At 67.6% G+C, this 18226-nt stretch carries 19 protein-coding genes; 3 read left to right on the plus strand and 16 right to left on the minus strand.

Translation table 11 applies throughout. The features are described from left to right. Positions 1–13: 13 nt before the first annotated feature. From ACSFCA_RS10385 to ACSFCA_RS10410, 6 genes are read right to left on the minus strand one after another with little or no spacing between them, the layout of a single operon-like run. Positions 14–853, minus strand: coding sequence for a metal-dependent hydrolase (locus ACSFCA_RS10385; protein WP_435459450.1), 840 nt, complete (start codon positions 851–853; stop codon positions 14–16). A 23-nt stretch (positions 854–876) separates the two neighbouring features. Beyond that, positions 877–1878 carry a Bug family tripartite tricarboxylate transporter substrate binding protein gene (locus tag ACSFCA_RS10390; protein ID WP_435459451.1) on the minus strand — a complete coding sequence of 334 codons (1002 nt, stop codon included), beginning with the start codon at positions 1876–1878 and terminating at the stop codon, positions 877–879. 5 nt (positions 1879–1883) lie between these two features. Then, positions 1884–2864: a Bug family tripartite tricarboxylate transporter substrate binding protein gene (locus ACSFCA_RS10395; RefSeq protein ID WP_435459452.1), complete on the minus strand. Its 981-nt coding sequence runs from the start codon at positions 2862–2864 to the stop codon at positions 1884–1886. Positions 2865–2899: 35 nt separating this feature from the next. Then, the gene (locus tag ACSFCA_RS10400; RefSeq protein WP_435459453.1) at positions 2900–4186 is read right to left on the minus strand and encodes a gallate dioxygenase; all 1287 of its coding nucleotides are present in this window, start codon (positions 4184–4186) and stop codon (positions 2900–2902) included. 15 nt (positions 4187–4201) lie between these two features. After that, complete coding sequence (ligK, locus tag ACSFCA_RS10405; RefSeq protein ID WP_435459454.1) at positions 4202–4903, minus strand: 4-carboxy-4-hydroxy-2-oxoadipate aldolase/oxaloacetate decarboxylase; 702 nt, start codon at positions 4901–4903, stop codon at positions 4202–4204. A 2-nt stretch (positions 4904–4905) separates the two neighbouring features. Next, the gene (locus tag ACSFCA_RS10410; RefSeq protein WP_435459455.1) at positions 4906–5934 is read right to left on the minus strand and encodes an amidohydrolase family protein; all 1029 of its coding nucleotides are present in this window, start codon (positions 5932–5934) and stop codon (positions 4906–4908) included. Between the two features lie 170 nt (positions 5935–6104). Between ACSFCA_RS10410 and ACSFCA_RS10415 the strand changes: the two genes are divergently transcribed. Next, entirely contained in the window at positions 6105–7397 is a 1293-nt protein-coding gene (locus ACSFCA_RS10415; protein WP_435459456.1) for a LysR family transcriptional regulator, read from the plus strand. 18 nt (positions 7398–7415) lie between these two features. Here ACSFCA_RS10415 and ACSFCA_RS10420 read toward each other — a convergent pair whose 3' ends face one another. The 8 genes from ACSFCA_RS10420 to ACSFCA_RS10455 form a co-directional block, all read right to left on the minus strand. After that, on the minus strand, positions 7416–7973 hold the full coding sequence (locus tag ACSFCA_RS10420; RefSeq protein ID WP_435459457.1) for a hypothetical protein: 558 nt from the start codon (positions 7971–7973) through the stop codon (positions 7416–7418). Between the two features lie 13 nt (positions 7974–7986). Continuing rightward, on the minus strand, positions 7987–8754 hold the full coding sequence (locus tag ACSFCA_RS10425) for a DUF899 domain-containing protein (RefSeq protein ID WP_435459458.1): 768 nt from the start codon (positions 8752–8754) through the stop codon (positions 7987–7989). A 1-nt stretch (position 8755) separates the two neighbouring features. Beyond that, positions 8756–9439, minus strand: a complete 684-nt coding sequence (locus tag ACSFCA_RS10430; protein ID WP_435459459.1) for a Vgb family protein — start codon at positions 9437–9439, stop codon at positions 8756–8758. 46 nt (positions 9440–9485) lie between these two features. Then, positions 9486–10706, minus strand: a complete 1221-nt coding sequence (locus tag ACSFCA_RS10435) for a helix-turn-helix domain-containing protein (RefSeq protein WP_435459460.1) — start codon at positions 10704–10706, stop codon at positions 9486–9488. A gap of 20 nt (positions 10707–10726) precedes the next feature. Then, positions 10727–11560, minus strand: coding sequence for an alpha/beta hydrolase (locus ACSFCA_RS10440; protein WP_435459461.1), 834 nt, complete (start codon positions 11558–11560; stop codon positions 10727–10729). Positions 11561–11643: 83 nt separating this feature from the next. Continuing rightward, positions 11644–13290 (minus strand): methyl-accepting chemotaxis protein, encoded by a 1647-nt coding sequence (locus tag ACSFCA_RS10445; RefSeq protein WP_435459462.1) that lies wholly within the window; start codon positions 13288–13290, stop codon positions 11644–11646. 106 nt (positions 13291–13396) lie between these two features. Then, positions 13397–14242, minus strand: a complete 846-nt coding sequence (gene kdsA / locus ACSFCA_RS10450; protein ID WP_435459463.1) for a 3-deoxy-8-phosphooctulonate synthase — start codon at positions 14240–14242, stop codon at positions 13397–13399. A gap of 72 nt (positions 14243–14314) precedes the next feature. After that, positions 14315–15271: a S1C family serine protease gene (locus ACSFCA_RS10455; protein WP_435459464.1), complete on the minus strand. Its 957-nt coding sequence runs from the start codon at positions 15269–15271 to the stop codon at positions 14315–14317. A gap of 201 nt (positions 15272–15472) precedes the next feature. Here ACSFCA_RS10455 and ACSFCA_RS10460 point away from each other — a divergent pair, with 201 nt between their 5' ends. Further along, positions 15473–15661: a hypothetical protein gene (locus ACSFCA_RS10460; RefSeq protein ID WP_093052698.1), complete on the plus strand. Its 189-nt coding sequence runs from the start codon at positions 15473–15475 to the stop codon at positions 15659–15661. A 12-nt stretch (positions 15662–15673) separates the two neighbouring features. On the opposite strand, the gene ACSFCA_RS10465 is transcribed toward ACSFCA_RS10460, so the two are convergent. Beyond that, positions 15674–17359, minus strand: a complete 1686-nt coding sequence (locus ACSFCA_RS10465; protein ID WP_435459465.1) for an alpha/beta fold hydrolase — start codon at positions 17357–17359, stop codon at positions 15674–15676. Between the two features lie 218 nt (positions 17360–17577). Between ACSFCA_RS10465 and ACSFCA_RS10470 the strand changes: the two genes are divergently transcribed. Continuing rightward, positions 17578–17847 (plus strand): hypothetical protein, encoded by a 270-nt coding sequence (locus ACSFCA_RS10470; protein WP_435459466.1) that lies wholly within the window; start codon positions 17578–17580, stop codon positions 17845–17847. 39 nt (positions 17848–17886) lie between these two features. On the opposite strand, the gene ACSFCA_RS10475 is transcribed toward ACSFCA_RS10470, so the two are convergent. Next, a complete protein-coding gene (locus tag ACSFCA_RS10475; protein ID WP_093052689.1) occupies positions 17887–18093 on the minus strand; it encodes a hypothetical protein in 207 nt (68 codons plus the stop codon). Between the last annotated feature and the right edge of the window lie 133 nt (positions 18094–18226).

An 18226-nucleotide genomic window follows, 5' to 3' on the forward strand; every position in this document is an offset into this window, starting at 1 on the left:
GTGTGTGTCCTTGTCAGAAGATGGCCTTCTCGCCGGGCTTCAACGCCAGCACGCGCGTGCTCGTGTTGCCTAGCGCGCGGATGTATTCGTCGGGCGTGCCCTTGCCGAGCGGGTTGGCGCCATAGTGCATCGGAATCACCGCGCGCGGCTTGAGCCATTCGCGCGTGGCGTAGGCGGCGTCCACCGGGTCCATCGTGAAGTGGCCGCCTATCGGCATCAGCACGAGGTCGGGCTTGTAGTAGTCGGCGATGAACTTCATGTCGGCGAACAAGCCCGTGTCGCCCATGTGGTAGATGCGGAATCCGTTCTCCAGCTCGATGATGTAGCCCACGGGCTCGCCGCCGGGGTGCACTTCGTCCTTGCCGGTGGAAGGGTTCTTCCACACGATGACCGAGGAGTGCTCGGCGTGCACGGCAGTCACCTTGATGCCCGGCACGGGGTTGATCGTGCCGCCCTTGTTGAAGCGCGGCACCAGGTTGGGCGGCAGGATGCCGAGCACGCCCACCGTCTGGTTCATGTCGCCGGGCGCGTACATCGGCACCTGGTTGAGCAGCGCCAGCGCCGGCGCATCCGCGAAGTGGTCGAAGTGGCCATGCGTGACCAGCAGCACGTCGACCTTGCCGAGGGCTTCGAGGTTCTTGTATGCCGCGGGTGTCAGCGGGTTCAGCTTGAGCCACGGGTCAGTCACGATCACCTTGCCGCCCGGCGTGGTGATGCGAAATGCCGATTGACCGAGCCAGAGCACTTCGGTCTTGCCACCGCTCGTGGAGGGAGGCGATTGGGGCGATTGCGCGCAGGCGGCGAGTAGCGCTACGACGACAAGGGAGAGCAGAAGGCGGACGAGCGATTTCATGGTCGGTGTGTTCCTGCGCAATCTCAGTCGACGGTGATGTGAGCGCTCTTGATCACGCGGTCCCACCGTTTCATTTCGCTCGCGATCAGCTGGCCGAAGGCCTGCGGCGTCGTAGGCGCGGGCTCGGCGCCCTCGGCTGCCAGCCGGGCGTGAACGTCCGGCGTGTTGAGCGATTGGTTGATCTGCCGGTTGAGCATGGCGACGATGTCCGCGGGAGTCCCGGCCGGGGCAACCACGCCGTACCACTGGTCGGCCTCGAAGTCCTTGGTGCCGGGTACGCCGCTTTCCGCCACCGTCGGCACGTCGGGCAGCAGTGCGATGCGCTTCGGGCTCGACACCGCCAGCGCACGCAGCTTGCCGGACTTGATGTGCGGCAGCAGCGCAGGCGCGCCGGTGAAGAGCAACTGCAGCTGGCCTGCGAGCAGGTCGGTGACGGCCGGGGCCGTGCCCCTGTAAGGCACGTGCAGCAACGAGGCGCCCGTCTGCAGCTTCAGATATTCGGTCGCGATGTGCGCCGCACTGCCGTTGCCGCCGGAGCCAAAGGCCAGCTGGCCCGGCCGTGCCTTGGCCAGCGCAACCAGTTCGGCCAGCGTGCGCGCCGGAACGGAGGAATGCACCACCAGCACGTTCGGCACGCGCGCCACCCAGGCCACGGGCGCGAAGCTGCGCACAGGGTCGTAGTCGAGCTTGGGGTACAGCGACGGGTTGATGGCCAGCGTGCCGATGTGCCCCATCAGCAGCGTGTAGCCGTCGGCAGGCGACTTCGCGACCTTGTCGGCACCGATGGAACCACCGGCGCCGGGGAGGTTGTCGACCACCACGGGCTGGTGCCACGCGCGGCCCAGTTCGATGCCGATGGCCCGCCCGAGCACGTCGGTGGAGCCGCCGGGCGGGAAGGGTATGACCATGCGGATCGGCTTGGACGGATAGGCCTGCTGCGCCATGGCGGCGCGGCTTGCCGGCAGCAGGGCGGCGGCTGCTGCCGCAAGGCAGGCGTGGCGACGGGGGATGCCTGTTGTGCTCATGGCGATCAATCAGGCTTGATGCCGGCTTCGCGGATCAGCTTGCCGTAGCGCGCCACGTCGGCCTTGAGCAGCTTGTCGAACTGCTCGGTCGGCCCCGGCAGCGGAACGCCGCCGGCCGCGGCGAGCTGGGAGCGCACCTCGGGCGAGTCGATGGCTTTCTGCACGGCGTCGTGCAACTTGTCGACGATGGGCTTCGGCAGCCCGGCCGGCCCGACGAAGCCGTACCACACGCTGGCCTCGAACCCCGGGTAGCCCGACTCGGCGACGGTCGGCACGCCCGGCAGCACGGCGGAGCGTTCGGCGCTCATCACCGCCAGCACGCGCAGCTTGCCGGACTTGGCGAGCGGCAGTGCTTCGAGCGCATTGACCGCAACCACGTCCACATGGCCGCCGAGCACATCGGTGAGCGCCTGCGCGCCGCCCTTGTACGGCACATGCCGCAGTTGCAGGCCGGCGGTGTGCTGGAACAGTTCCATGGCCAGGTGCGGTGTCGAGCCATTGCCCGGCGTGGCGACGGTCACGCTGCCCGGCTTGGCCTTGGCCGCCGCGACCAGTTGGGGCAGCGTCTTGATGGCTGACTCTTCGCGCACCGTGAACACCACGGGCACCCGGCCGACCGAGGCCACCGGCGTCAGCTCACGCTCCAGGTCATAGGGTGCGGGCTGGAACAGCGACGGATTCACGGCCAGCGCGTTGGCTGCCAGCAGCAGGGTGTAGCCGTCGGGCGCGCTTGTGATGACGGATTTCACCGCGATGTTCGTGCCCGCGCCGGGCTTGTTCTCGACGATGACGGGCTGGCCCAGGATGGCCGACATGCGCAGGCCGACCGAGCGCGCAATCGCATCTACCGCGCCGCCTGCGCTGTAGCCCACGAGGATCTTCACGGGCTTCGACGGAAAGGCGTCGGCCGCGCTGGCAATGCCGAGCTGGCCGAATGCGACCAGTGCGGCCACGCCGAGGGCGAGGCGCCGGGAAAGGGGGGTCATTTGTGTTGTCTCCAGAATCAAAAATCAGGCGCGGCTCAGCGGCGGTCCCACGCCTGCGGCGCGGCGTCCTTGCCGGCCACTGAATAAAGGGCGCCGGGTGCATTGCGGGTCTGCTGGCACTCTTCCAGCGACTGGCCGCGCATCGCGGCATAGATGTGCAGGTTCGACACGCCCACCACCGCGCCCAGCTTTTCCAGCATGAAGAAGATCACGCCGTACTGGATCAGGCCGCGCCAGTCGCGGCGGCGCACCATGTCGCGCTCCTTGTCCGTCAGCGCGGCGGCGTCGAACGCGGCCTCTTCGTCGGCAAGAAAGGCCGCGCGGTGCGCCGGGCGCGTCATGCCGTGCAGGAACTTGTTGAGCCGGTAGGCGCGCACGCTGGTCTCGAGCGTGAACGGATAGGTGCCCTGCAGCGCTTCCACGCCCGCCAGTTCCTCATCGATGTGGCGGCGGTGCCGCTCGACTTCACCGGCGACGGGCGGGCTCGCCAGGTTCTCGTAGATGGCGGTGGCAATGCCCGTCATCGAGGGCAGGTAGTAGCTCTGGTGCGTCTTGCGCACGTTGGACGACAGGGCGCCGCGCATCACCAGCCACATGATGACTTCGGCGCCTTCCATGCCGCCGAGCGTCGCCAGTTCGGCCTGCGTCATCTCGGTGAGCCGCACCGGGTCGTTCTCGATCAGATCGAAAAACTGCGCGTCCCAGGCGGTGTTGTTGAAGCCCGCGCGCTCGCCGTGCACCTGGTGCGAGAGCCCGCCGGTGGCAACGATCGCCACCTTGACGTCGTCCGGATAGCTCTCGATCGCGCGCCGCAGCGCCTGGCCAAGCTTGTAGCAGCGCCGCGCCGACGGCACCGGCGACTGCAACACGCCGACCTGAAGCGGCACCACCGGTATCGGCCATGCCGGCTCGTGCGGGCACAGCAGCGACATCGGCGAGAACACGCCGTGGTCCAGCGCCCGGTCCTGGAAGAAGGACATGTCGAACTCGTCGGCCACCAGCGAGCGGCCGATGTGCCGCGCCAGTGCTGGGTGGCCCGACAACGGCGGCAGGTCGCGCGCGCCACCACCCTCGTCGGCTACTTCATGCCGCTCGCCCACGCCCAGCGAGAACGCCGAGTAGTGGTCGAAGAAGAACGAGCTGACGTGGTCGTTGTAGATGAAGAAGAGCGCGTCGGGCTTCTTGTCGGCCAGCCACTGCTGCACCGGCGCGAAGGCCTCGAAGATGGGCGCCCAGACCGGGTCCTGCTGCTTGTTCTTGTCGAAGGCGAAGCCGATGGTGGGCGTGTGCGAGCAGGCGACGGCGCCGATGATGCGAGCCACGGTGCGGTCCCTTGCTCAGTCCACGTAGCGCAGGCCGGCCTTGGCAAGCGGCTCGCGCATGGCATACATGTCCAGCCCCAGTTCGCCGGCCGCGAAGCGCGCGCGCTTGCCGGCTTCGTTGGCTTCGCGCGCTTCGGCGGCATCGGCCACGCGGGCGGCCAGCTGTGCGGGCACGACCACCACGCCGTCGACATCGGCCACCACCACGTCGCCCGGCTGCACCAGCGCGCCGGCGCACACCACCGGCACGTTGACCGAACCCAGCGTGGACTTGATCGTGCCTTTCGAATGGATGGCGCGGCTGAACACGGGGAAGCCCATGGCGATGAGGTCGCGCACGTCGCGCACGCCACCGTCGATCACCAGGCCCTTGCAGCCGCGCGCCTTGAACGAGGTGGCGAGCAGGTCGCCGAAGAAGCCGTCGGTGCTGTCGGCGGTGCAGGCGGCCACGACCACGTCGCCGGGCTGTATCTGCTCGGCTGCCACGTGCAGCATCCAGTTGTCGCCGGGCTGCAGCAGCACCGTGACGGCGGTGCCGCACATGCGCGCCTCGGGGTGGATGGGGCGGATGCGTGGCGCCATCAGGCCCAGGCGGCCCAATGCCTCGTGCACCGTGGAGACGCCGAAGCGCGACAGCTTCTCGACGGCGGCCGCATCGGCGCGCACCACGTTGCGGTGCACGACGCCGAGTTCCTGGAGGAGGGGAGTGGTCGACATGTTCAGAGTCCTTTTTGCTTGAGTGCGCGGTCCAGCCGCGGATACACGCGGCGCGCGTTGCCTTCGTAGATCTGCTGGCGCGCCTTGTCGTCGAGCATCGGCGTGGCGTCGATGTAGCGGCGCGTGTCGTCGTAGAAGAAGCCGGTCTCGGGGTCGATGCCGCGCACCGCGCCGATCATTTCGCTCGCGAAGAGCACGTTGTCGACCGGTATCACGCGTGTCAGCAGGTCGATGCCCGGCTGGTGGTACACGCAGGTGTCGAAGAAGATGTTGTTCAGCAGGTGGTCTTTGAGCAACGGCTTCTTCATCTCCTGCGCCAGGCCGCGAAAGCGCCCCCAGTGGTAGGGCACCGCACCGCCGCCGTGCGGAATGACGAAGCGCAGCGTCGGAAAGTCGGTGAACAGGTCCGAGGTGAGGCACTGCATGAAGGCCGTGGTGTCGGCGTTCAGGTAGTGCGCGCCGGTGGTGTGAAAGCAGGCGTTGCAGCTCGTGCTCACGTGCACCATCGCGGGAATGTCCAGCTCCACCATCTTTTCGTAAAGCGGATACCAGTGCCGGTCGGACAGCGGCGGGCTGGTCCAGTGGCCGCCCGAGGGGTCGGGGTTGAGGTTGATGCCCACGAAGCCGTATTCGTTCACGCAGCGTTCCAGCTCGGGAATGCAGCTGGCCGGGTCGACGCCCGGCGACTGCGGCAGCATGGCCGCGCCGATGAAGTGATCGGGAAAGAGCTGGCTTACGCGATGGCACAGCTCGTTGCAGATGGCGGCCCAGGTGGACGAGACCTCGAAGTCGCCGATGTGATGCGCCATGAAGCTCGCGCGCGGGCTGAAGATGGTCAGGTCGCTGCCGCGTTCCTTCATCAGCCGCAGCTGGTTGCCCTCGATGGACTCGCGCAGCTCGTCGTCGCTGATCTTCAGCTCCGAGACTTTGGGCTTGGCCGACGGATCCTGGATGCCGGCAATCTGCCGGTTGCGCCATGCCTCGAGGGCCTTGGGTGCGGTCGTGTAGTGGCCGTGACAGTCGATGATCATTCGCAACGCTCCGGAAGGTGTGCAGGGTGTGCTTCAAGCATGAAGAGAAGTCTGCGCGGCGGTTGCTTTGCGTGGGGTGAGTTAGCGTTGCGCTGCCATCATTCTTTTTTATCGATAAAGGGTTTACCCTTAAGCGTGAAAATGCATGATCAAGAGGGACGTACCCGCCAGTGAACAAAAAAACCGAGCATCACAAAGTTATCGAGCATGCCGACAGCGTGGCGCTCGGCATCAACCTGCGCCACCTGCGCGCGTTCTCGGCCGTGGCGTCGGCCGGGAGCATTGCCGCGGCCGCCGAGGCGCTGTTCCGCGTGGCGTCGGCGGTGACGCGCTCGATCCTCGATCTGGAGGCTGCGCTCGGCAGGCCGCTGTTCGACCGGCGCTCGCGCGGCGTGGCGCTCAATGCATACGGCGAACTGGTGCTGGCGCGTGCCCTGCGCATCGAGCGCGAGTTCGAGGAGGCGCGCACGCAGCTGGTGGCGCGCGGCGGAATCGACAGCACGGCCGACGTGCATTCGCTCTTCACCTCGATCCTGAACGGCCGGCGCCTCGCCGTGATCGCGAGCCTCGCCGAGAAGCGCAACATGCCTGCCGTCGCGCGCGAGTTCGGCATCACGCAGCCGGCCATCAGCAGCGCACTGAAAGACCTGGAAAGTGGGCTCGGCGTCACGCTCTTCAACCGGAATGCGCGCGGGCTCACGGCAACTCCGGCGGGCGAGATCGTGGCTTTCTACTTCAAGCGCGTGCTGTCGGAGCTGCGGCACATCGGCCCCGACATCGCGGCCAGCGAAGGCACCTTGCAGGGCAGCGTGAACGTCGGTGCGCTGCCGCTCGGACGCACGCAGATCCTGCCGCTGGCGATTGCCTCGCTGCTCGCACGACACCCGGGCCTGCATGTCACCACGGTCGAGAGCCCGTACGACGCGCTGGCCGCGTCGCTGCGCAGCGGCGACATCGACTTCATCCTCGGCGCGCTGCGCAGCGCGGGCGAAGTGAAGGACCTGCAGCAGGAGCCGCTGTTCGAAGACCGCATCTCGGTGATTGCGCGCGCCGGCCATCCGCTCGCACGGGCGAAACGCATCGACTTCAGGATGCTGCGCGAGGCGAGCTGGACGCTCTCCCGGCACGGCTCGCCATCGCGCGAGCTGCTGGAGCGTTTCTTTTCTGATGCGCGGCAGGCGCCGCCGCTGCCTGCGGTCGAGACGGGCGACCTTGCCGTGCTGCGCGGCCTGCTGCTGGAAAGCGACATGCTGACCGCGATCTCGGCGCACCAGCTGCGCTACGAGATTCGCGATGGCAGCCTGGTGGTGCTGGACTTTCCGCTCGAGGAAACACGGCGCGAGATCGGTTTGACGCAGCGACTGGGCGCGTTTCCTTCACCGGGCGCGCGGGCCTTGATGGAAGAGATCGGCAAGGTGGTGGCCGGGTCGCCCGATTTCCGTGTGCCGAAAGGGCGGAAGTGATGCGGCCGGGCATCGCCTTCAGTGCGGCGCCGCAGGCGACTTCCGCCTGAAGTCGAAGCCGCGGCACACGCCGGTGGCGATCACGCCGGTAACGCCGAGCATCGCCGCAGTGTGAACGCCGACGGCCGCGAGCGCCAGCATCAGCGAGCCCGATGCGGTGATCTCGCGGGCTGCCGGCGCATCGCCCATGCACAGCGGGATCAGCGCCGGCACCAGCATCAGCCCCGCGCCGTGCGCGGTGGACATCATGAAGGACCAGAGCGCCAGCCCGGCGTGCCCGGCGGTCCGCCCTGAACTGCGACCCCACAGGTGGTACGCCACGACGGCCACAAGCAGCCCACCTGCCACAACCTGCAGCGCCACCCGATCCATCGACAGTCCCAGCGCCACAGCAGCGGCAACCAGTGCGACCGATGCAGCATGCCCGACCGCGATCGGCACCAGGGTCCGCAGCGCCTGCGACCGGTCGCGCGAGCGCACGCCCCAGGCGGCTGCGAAGGCCCAGCCGGTGGCGGGGTTCAGCCCATGAAGGGCGCCGACCCCCGCGACCGCCAGCCAGGGCCAGAGGCTCGTCATGATGCTTCGCGCTTCAGCCGTGTGCCGAGCAGCACGAATCGCCCGCCGTCTTTGCCTGCGGCTCGTAGCGATCGTGATGGCGCACCCATTCCATCTTGTAGGGCACCTCGCGCTCGTCGCGGCCCTTCGGCGTGAGGTCCATCATGTAGTAGGCGCCCATCATCACTTCCACGCCGCGACCGAAGGTCGAGTAGGTGTGGAAGATGTCGCCCGCGTCGTCCTTGTAGAACACGCTGACACCTGGCGCCTCTTCCTGGGGAAAGGGCTGCACGGCGTAGTTGTAGTAGACCTTGCCGGTGGCCTGCTCCTCGGGTGTGAAGCTGACGTGGAAGTCGTGGTTGAAGTCGCTGCCGTTCGCCGACACCCACTTGAACTGCCAGCCCATGCGCTCGCGAAAGCGCGCAATTTCGGCCAACGGTGCGCGCGAGACGGCCACCATCGTGATGTCTCGATGCGCCAGGTGCACGTTCATGCCGTCGGTGTGGTCGGCCATGAAAGAGCAGCTCTGGCAGCCTTGCTCCCATCCCGGGCCGAGCATGAAGTGCTGCACCATCAGCTGGCGGCGGCCCTCGAACAGCTCGGCGAGCGTGCGGTTGCCCGCGGGCGTGTCGAAGATGTAGTTCTTCTCGACACGTTCCCATGGCAGCGCACGGCGCTCGCGGGCAATCTGGTCGTGCAGGTGCATCAGCTCCTTCTCGCGCGCCAACAGTGCCTTGCGCTCGGCGAGCCATTGGTCGCTGGACACGACGGGGTGGTTTGCTGCGTGATTGATTTCGGTCATGTCAATGCTCCGTTGAGTTGCGGGGACGGCGCACGGCGCGGACCTTTCCGCTCTTGCCGCCGCCGGCATAGAAAAGATCGGCCCCGTCGGACTCGAGCCCGCTGACGCCAATGCCGTGCGGCATTTCGAGCCGCTCGATCACGGCGCCGCTTTGCGGGTCGATGCGGCGGATGTCGCTTTCTTCAGCCTCCCAGGTGCCGTGCCACAGCTCGCCGTCGACCCAGGTCACGCCGGTGACGAAGCGGTTCGACTCGATGGTGCGCACGACGGCGCCGGTCTCGGGGTTGATCTGGTGGATCTTGCGGTCGCGATGCTGTCCCACCCACAGGCTGCCTTCGGCCCAGGTGAGGCCCGAGTCGTTGCCATGGCCGGGCGAGGGAATCGACGCCAGCACCTTGCCCGTGGCCGGGTCGATCTTGTCGATGCGCGACTCGGCGATCTGGTAGAGGTATTTGCCGTCGAAGGCGGTGCCAGCGTCGCAGGCGGTGTCCAGCGTGCGCGTGGTCTCGCCGCTGGCGGGGTCGAAGGCCACGAGCCTGGCGCCGGTGGCGGCCCAGACGCGCTGGCCGTCATAGGTCACGCCTGCCACCTGGGTGGCGTCGGCGAAGGGGCCGTACTCGCGCACGATCTCGGCTGCCCGCACGGTGGGCTGGGGTCTGCCCTTGCTTGTCTTGTTGCTGCTCATCGTTGGCTCCTGGTGAAACGCCTCGGATCGGCGCCTGGAGACAACTCTATTCAAACGGCAGCGCAGCGGGGAGTAACAAGATCGTCGTGAATCCCGCCAGCGGCGGCGACAGCCAGCGGCGCGAGCGCGTCTGGCCGATGGAGCGCACCCGGCCTTCGGCCTCCAGCTCGACCAGCGCGCGCTGCACGGTGCGTTGGCTGGCTCCGAGCGCCAGCGCCAGGGCCGAGGTCGACCAGGCCGCGCCGTCGGAAAGCAGCGCCACCAGCGAGGCCTGATCGCCGTCGATGGGCGGTGCCAGCAGGGCGACGGCGCGCTCGCCGTGCGGCTTGAGCACGAAGCCGCGCGGCGTGGCCTCGATGCTTGCCAGCGTGGTGACGAGTGCGCGCAGGCGGCCGATCTCGACACGCAGGCGCGCCCGATGCGTCTCGTCGGGGTGGCGGGTGCGGAATGCGGATGCGATTAACGCTTCGCGATCGACATCGCCGGGCCACGCCTCGGCCAGCGAGCGCGCGAGCGTGAACAGGATCGGACGGCGTGCCAGCGGCTGCCACGCGTCGCCAGCGCCCAGGCCCCGGCGGCAGGCGTCGACCACCAGCGCGTCGGAGGCCAGGAGCGCTGCGACTTCATCGAGGCGCAGCGCCTGCTCGCCGCCCGCGAAGATGCGCCGCGCGGCGGGGCGCTCGAAGGCCGCGCGCGCCTCCGCCACCTCTGCCAGCAGTGCCGGCACGCGCGCTCGGACGGCCGCTTCGTGCGCACGGGCCAGCGCTGCCTGCGCCGGGCCGATGCGCAGCGAGCGCAGCGCCAGTTCGGCCGCGCTCAGCTCGGCCACTGCCGCCAACGACGGCGGCAGGCCGCGCGCATCGAGGCGCTCCAGTGCGGCCGCGGCGTCGGCGAGGCGCCCCAGCAGCAGGAGCCGGCGCGCGGCGATCAGCCGCGCCTGCAGCGCGTTGGCATGATCGTCGTGCGCCTCCAGCGTGGCCGCTGCCGCCGTCAGCGTGCGCGGCGAGCCGCCGAGGTCGCGCATGGCCAGCGCCACCTCGGCCTCGGCCACGATGCAGCGAGCGCGCGACAGCACTTCATGCGCGCCGAAGTCGCGTGCGGCGCGTCGCAGCAGCTCGCGGGCACGCGTGTGTTCGCCGAGCTGGGCCATGGCGATGCCGCGCAAGGCCAGCGCAGGCGGATCGTCGCGCAGGGCGACCCGCTTGAGGGCACCTAGCGCATCGCCAGCGGCCAGGGCGCGGGCGGAGGCGGCGATCAGGGAGTCCATGGCATCGGCCAGCCAGCGGGCTACACCGCCTTCGGCTCGGGAATGACCGCCGTCAACGCAAAGTCGACGAGATAGAGCCAGGTCTCTTCCAGACCCATGATGCTGTGATGGTTCGACGCGGGAACCGTCTGCACGCTGACCGGCGTGGGCCATGCGGCAATGAGCTTCTGCGAGCGCTCGGGCAGCACGACGTCGTCGTGCTCGGCCAGCAGCACCTGGGTCTTGGCCGCGACCTCCTTGCAGTGCTCCAGCGAGTTGAACTGGTGCCGCAGCAGCAGCGACAGCGGCACGAGCGGGAAGCGCTTCTTTGCCACTTCCAGCATCGAGTCGTAAGGGGTGACGAGTTGCAGGCTCTCGAAGTCCTGCCGCGCCACGAGCTGGATCGCCACGCCCGTCCCCAGGCTGCGGCCGACCACGTGCAGGCGTGCATGCGGAAAGGCGCGGCGCAGATGGTTGGCGAACTGGCTCGCGTCCTCGACGGATGCGATCTCGGAAGGGCGCCCCTGCGAGTCGGCCACCCCGCGGTAGTTGAGCGCGGCAAAACCGAAGCCTTCGGGCAGCCAGTGGAGCATCTGCGCGGTGGCGCGCACGTCTTCGCCGCGGCCGGCGAAGTAGACGAACAGGTCCCGCAGCGAGTCTTCGCCCTGGGGGTGATAGACATACCCGCGGACCATGCCGCCCGGCACGGTGTGCGAATACGTGGAGAAGTCGTCCGACAGATGGACGACGGGCAGTTTGCGGGCGTTGAAAAGGATGTGCCCCTGGCGCGTGGCAAGCAGGGTCCAGTACGCCGCGATGCTGCCAATGGCGGCAGCCGAGGCCGACAGGGCAATGCGGGAGACTTTGGATGACAAGGTAGGCTCCGGAGGAAAGACTGATACGTGGCGCCTAGTTTCGCCTCATTCCTCCGCACAGGGCCTTTGTCGGCTTCTTCCGGCTAGTGGGACGCGATCAGCTCCTGGTAGGCGCGTGGCGCGTTGGGTGCGTAGGTGCCCAAGGCACTGACCGATGTGGTCGCGGATGCAGCAGTGTGCTGCCGCTCCAGCTTGAACCTGCCGACGATCCGCGACAGGCTCCCTGCCTGCTCCTGCAGCGATTGGGCTGCAGCCGAGGCTTCTTCGACCAGAGCCGCGTTCTGCTGTGTCGCCTGGTCCATCTGCGTGACGGCCTGGTTGATCTGCTCGATGCCCGAGGTCTGCTCCTGGCTTGCCGCGCTGATCTCGCCCATGATGTCCGTCACGCGCTTCACGCTGCCGACGATCTCTTTCATGGTGCGGCCGGCATCGGCCACCTGCCGGCTGCCTTCCTCGACCTTGTCGACGGAGTCACCGATCAGTGTCTTGATTTCCTTGGCCGCTGCGGCCGAACGCTGCGCCAGGCTGCGCACTTCGGAGGCGACCACCGCAAAGCCACGCCCCTGGTCGCCCGCGCGCGCCGCCTCGACGGCCGCGTTGAGCGCCAGGATGTTGGTCTGGAACGCGATGCCGTCGATCACGCTGATGATGTCCACGATCTTCTTCGACGACGCATTGATCGAGCCCATCGTCTCCACCACCTGGAACACGACGCTGCCGCCCTTCACAGCCACTTCCGAGGCAGAGGTGGCCAGCTGGTTGGCCTGGCGCGCGTTGTCCGCGTTCTGCTTCACGGTGGAGGTCAGCTCCTCGAGGGAGGCGGCCGTCTGCTCCAGCGAGCTGGCCTGCTCTTCGGTGCGCGACGACAGGTCCTGGTTGCCCGTGGCGATCTGCGAGCTGGCCGTGGATACGTTCATCACCACGCCATGCACCTGCGTCAGCGAGCCCTGCAAGGCGGTGCGCATCTGGTCGAGAGCGCGCAGCAGGTGGCCGGTTTCGTCCTTGGCATAGCTGGGCTGGACTGCGCCCGTGAGGTCCATCTCGGCGATCGACTGTGCGATGGTTTCGGCGCTGCGCAGCGGGCGCGTGATGCTGCGTGCCAGCAGCCAGGCCAGCAGGGTGCCGAGCACCAGGCTCACGGCGGAACACACGATCAGCAGCGTGCTGGTCTGTGCGCGCAGATTGTTGGCGCGGGCGGCGGCGGCATCGAGCTGCTCGCGCTGCATGTCCACCACCTGCTGCACGCCCGCGATGTAGCTGACCGATGTGGGCTGGAACTGGGAGTCGAAGATGCGGTTGGCGCCTTCGAGGTCGCCCTTCAGCTTGAACTTGCTCACCTCCTCGCGTGAGGCGAGGTAGGCCTTGCGCAGGTTGCCGACCTTCTCGAGCAGCTCGCGCTCTTCGGGCTTGACCAGCTTGCCTTCGATGAACTTCTGCAGCTCGTTGGTGTCCTTGATCGACTTGGCTGTGGCCGGCGCGAAGTAGTCGATCAGGCTGGCGTCGCTGCTTTTGGCGATGGCCGCCGCCCGCTGCACGCCCGAGGTGGTGTGGCGCAGCCAGTCGGAGCCGGCACGCTCGGTCTTGACGTTGTCCTCGATCATGGTGTCGATCTCCTGGCTGAGCTGCTGCAGCTTCCACACCGCGGCGACGCTGGTGGCGAGAAAGAGCGCCAGGATGAGGCCCAGCACGATGGCCAGGCGTTTGCCAATTGAGACGTTGCTCAGAAACATGTTCGGACTCCGGAATCCAGGGGAATGGCTGGATATCGGCAGTCCAAATGAAAACTTTAGTAAATGGCCCACAGATGGAGCCGCGCCGGGCCCTCGGGCCCCTGCTTCAGATCTTCAGCGGCGCGAACGACTTCACCAGATCGTCCAGCGCCTTGATCTGCGTCAGGAACGGCTCCAGCTTGTCCAGCGGCAGCGCGCTCGGGCCGTCGCACTTGGCCTGTGCCGGATCAGGATGGGCTTCGAGGAAGAGGCCGGCCAGGCCGACGGCCATGCCGGCGCGTGCCAGGTCGGCCACCTGCTCGCGGCGGCCGCCCGATGCGGCGGCGCCGGCTTCGCGCTGCTGCAGCGCATGGGTCACGTCGAAGATGATGGGCAGGTTCTGCGTCACCTTCTTCATCACGCCGAAGCCCAGCATGTCGACCACGAGGTTGTCGTAGCCGAAGCAGGTGCCGCGGTCGCACAGAATGAGCTTGTCGTTGCCGGCTTCCTTGAACTTCTCGACGATGTTGAGCATCTGCGACGGGCTGAGGAACTGCGGCTTCTTGATGTTGATGATGCGGCCCGTCCTGGCCAGCGCCACGACGAGATCGGTCTGGCGCGCGAGAAAGGCGGGCAGCTGGAGCACGTCGACCACTTCCGCGACCGGGGCGGCCTGCGCGGTTTCGTGCACGTCGGTCAGCACGGGCACGCCGAAAGCGTCTTTCACGGCCTGCAGGATCTTCAGGCCTTCGTCCAGGCCGGGACCGCGGTAGGAGTGGATGGAGGAGCGGTTGGCCTTGTCGAAGCTGCCCTTGAAGACGTAGGGAATGCCCAGTTTCTGCGTGACGCGCACGTACTCCTCGGCGCTGCGCAGGGCGAGGTCCTTCGATTCGAGAACGTTGACGCCGCCGAAGAGGACGAAGGGGGCTTCGTTGCTGGCGTTGACTTGAGGGGTGATGGTGACGGTGGACAAGGTTTTCTCCTGGACAGGTGCTTCACTGCAGGCGCCTATTGTCGTTGCGCCGGCAAGAGGGGGGCGAGGGGGTCAGCCTGCCGGCGTTACCGTCAGGTAAAACGGCGTGAGCGTCCCGGCCACGGGCCGCAGGAGCTTGAGCAGCAGCGGGCGCCCATAGCCTTCGCCTGCAAGCCGCTTGAGCAGGTCGGACAGCTGGGCCAGCGGCACTCCGTCGCAGCCAATGAGGATGTCGCCGCTGCGCAGCCCGTCGCGCGCGGCGGCCGAGCCCGCCACCACCTCGACCACGCGCACCCCGGTGGCCACGGGCCATTCGTTCTCGCGCACCCAGCGCCTGGGCAATGCCACGGCCGCGCATTGCACGCCCAGCTTGCCGCGGCGCACCGCGCCATGACGCATCAGCTCGCCGGCCACCCAGCGTGCGGTGTCGATGGCCACCGCGAAGCTCAGGCCTTGCGCCGAAGGGATCACCGCCGTGTTCACGCCGATGACCTGCGCCGCGCTGTCGAGCAGCGGGCCGCCCGAGTTGCCGGGGTTGAGGGCCACGTCGGTCTGGATCACGTCCTCGATCATCCGGCCGCTCCGCGCGGGCAGGCTGCGGCCCAGCGCGCTCACGATGCCGGCGGTCACGGTGAAGTCGAATCCCAGTGGGTTGCCGACCGCCACGGCCAGCTGGCCGGGTTGCAGGGCGGCTGAACTGCCCAGTGGCAGGAAGGTGCTCGGGTGCGACTCGATGCGCAGCACCGCGATGTCGGTCGAGGCGTCCAGCCCGACCAGGCGCGCGACGCTTTCGGTGCCGTCGGCGAATGCGGCGCGCAACTCGTTTGCGCCCTCGACCACATGGGCATTGGTGAGCGTGAAGCCATCGGGCGTGAAGAGAAAGCCCGAGCCGCTGCCCTGGCGGCCCGCGCCGCCGCGCTGTGCCTGTTTTCGGACCTTGATGTGGGCGACCGCCGCGCTGGCGGTGTGCGCCACCTGCGTGACGGTGGCCGAGTAGGAGTCAAGAATGAATTCGTCGCGCGCGCCCATGGAGCACCTCTTTTCAGTCGCCAGATCCCAGAGGAAATGGCGGCGTGCCGGAGGTTTTCAACCCGGGCACCGGAAGGCCGCCGGGCCATCGTTTCAGAGCCCGGCGTTCATGAAGCCTTCAGCAGAGGCTCAGCGATTCTTCAGCAGCCGCCCGGACACTGTTGCTCCCAAGAACTACACCGATAGCACGGGGAACACAGCTTGAAGCACCTCATTCTTCTGCTTGCAGTCGCCAGCCTTGCGGCCGGCTGCGGCCACGACAACCACCGCCGCAATCGTGACCGCGACCACAACGGCATTCCTGACCGCTATGAACGCAACCGCGACAGCGATGGCGACGGCGTGCCCGATCGCTATGACCGTCGGCCGGACAACCCGCGCAAGTACTGATCGGCTCGTCGCTCAGGGCGGCTTCGGCCGCGACGACGGCTCCCACGAGTCGGGCGTGGTCGCCACCAGCGACTTGAAGTCCTTCCACGGCCGCGCGCCCGGGATGGTGCGCCCGCCGACGATCAGCGCCTTCGCGAACACCACCATGCGCTCGCGCAGATAGGCCTGGTCGGACGCGGGCCAGGTTTCGATGGAGTGCGGCCCGCGCGCCAGCACGATCTCTTTCACGCCGCGGATGCGGTTGTAGGCGGCCACGGTGCCTTCGAGCGTTTCCGCGCGGTCCCACAGGCCCTTGCCGAAGAAGGCGGCGGGCCAGCGGTCCATGCCTGCGAGCGTGGACGAGTTCGGATAGAACACGATGTGGTGATCGGCCGCCATGCCGCCCAGGAACAGATTGCGGTCGGCCAGATCAGGCGAGTCGCCCACGTAGCCCGCGCCGCTGGCGAACGACGACAGCAATATCGCGCCGCGGATGTTCCGCAGCCCCTTGGGCGGCGTGCAGTTGGGCTCGGGCATGTCGAAGCTGCACTGGGCCACGTAGTTCCTCGTCATGGCCCAGGCGGTGGACATCGAGCCGCGCGAGTAGCCGCCGAGCACCAGCGGAATCTCGCTCGATGGCATGCCAGCGAGCAGCTTGCCCCGGGTGGCTTCGCCTTCGAGCACTTCGCCCTTTGGCGTGAGGATGCGCAGCCCGCGCCCGGTTTCCAGCGCCGTGAGCGCGCGGAACACGTCTTCGCCTTGCTCCAGCGTGTTGGTGTCGCTGAAACCGCCCGACAACCCTTCACCGCGCCGATCGTAGGCCAGTACGTCGAAGCCGGCTTGGTTGAGCGCATACAGGTTCTCGCGCCACCAGCGCTGGCCCATGGTCTCGGTGGTCGCGTTGGGAAAGTTGATGGGAACGGTCTTGCCGGTCTTCTCGTCGACGCGGTACGACGCCTCATCAGGGTGCTGGATGGCCGTGAGTTGCCCGCCGCCGCCCGGCGCCATGATGACCAGCGCACGCACTTTCTTGCCCTTGCCGCCGTCCACGCCCGCGCCCTCGATGTACCAGCCGCGCAGCTTGATGTTGCCGGTCATCTTCAGGTCGATGCGCTCGAAGGTGTCGCGCGGCGCGGTGAACTCGACCACGTAGGTGCGGGCGTCGGCCTCGGCGATGCTTTCGCGGTACGGCGCCTTGGCGAAGAAGGCGGGCCGGCGGATCTGCTTCAGGTCGACCTGGCCGTCCGGATCGATCTTGCCGGAGGGGTCGACCACGCCGGTCGAGCGCGTGGCGCGCTCCTTGTTGGGCGGCAGCCAGCGCTGCATCTGCGCGTCGATGCGCTTGAAGCATGCCGGGTCTTCCTTGCAGGTGCGCCAACGGGCCTTGAGCTTGTCGTCGGTGAACTCGGCGATGTGATAGTCGCCGCCCGCATAGCCGGAAGGCGTAGGGTTGGCCGTCATCAGCACCGGCACGCAGACCTTGGCGCCGGTGCCTTTGCTGTTCTTCTGGCCCTGCGGCAGCAGGTAGCCGCCCATCATGGCGTTGCGGTCGGTGCCGACCCAGGCGGTGCAGTCGGTGGGCGGCGGCGTGCTGGCGGTTGCCAGGCGCTGGGCTTCGGTGGGGCCGCTACAGGCTCCCAACAAAAGCAGCGCGGCGGCGAGGCCGGATGCGGCTGCGCGGCGGCGGAGCCGGGCAGGGCGCGTGATCGTTTCGGTCATCGAGTCGGGTGCTCCGGAAAGGCTCCGGGAACAGGAAATCTGGAAGCTCCGATCTTCGCCGGATCGGCGCTGCGCAATGGAAGCCGAAACCGTTTCCGGATACAAGTTCTCTCCTTGTTGTCTGTAGGATATTTCCTGCACGCGCATGCGAATTTTTCTACTCTTTGCCGCTGCTGCGCGCGCGCCCAATCGCCGCGCTTCACAAGGAGACAAGAGAGATGAACTTCGAAGGCATCTATTGCTTCGACACCGCGAGCGTGCGATTTGCCTTCTACCCCGAAGGCCCCGGTGGCCCCCGTGTCGTCGCGCAGATTTCTGAAGAAACCCTGCACGACGAATTCGGCGCCCGCGAAGTCGGCGACCACCTGCTGGAGACATGCAGGCAGCACTTTCACGTCATAGAGCCCGTGGCTGTTGCGCGCTACCAAGCCGGGCCGCATCGGTCGTCCATCACGCTCACGATCGACGACTTCGCGCTGCACGCCTGAGCCGGCAAGGCTTGACGGCGCCGTGAGCGATTCGATCAATCAACCGTGCCCGGCAGGCGCGCGGTGACGGATCTCGCTTTGCAGCGCGCGCTGGCCCGCGGATAGCGCCAGTTCATAGCTCTCCACAGCGTCATACGCTTTGCGCAGCACGCGCGGGTGCGTGCCCTTGTCGTCGGTTTCGAGCAGCTGCCAGACAAAGGCGCCCGGCAGCGGTTCTTCGATGGTGAGTTCGATGGGGTGTGTCATGGGTTTCACCCTGGCTCTGCGAGGGAGTCTTGTCTGTAGGTCAGCGGCGACGGCTGTTGCGCGAAGGCGGGGCAAACGCCGGGCATCCGGGCGCAATTTCGCTGGCATGCGGTGGCGGCGCAGCCAAGTAATT

This window comes from Variovorax multivorans, from assembly GCF_051216835.1.
GTDB lineage: Bacteria > Pseudomonadota > Gammaproteobacteria > Burkholderiales > Burkholderiaceae_C > Variovorax.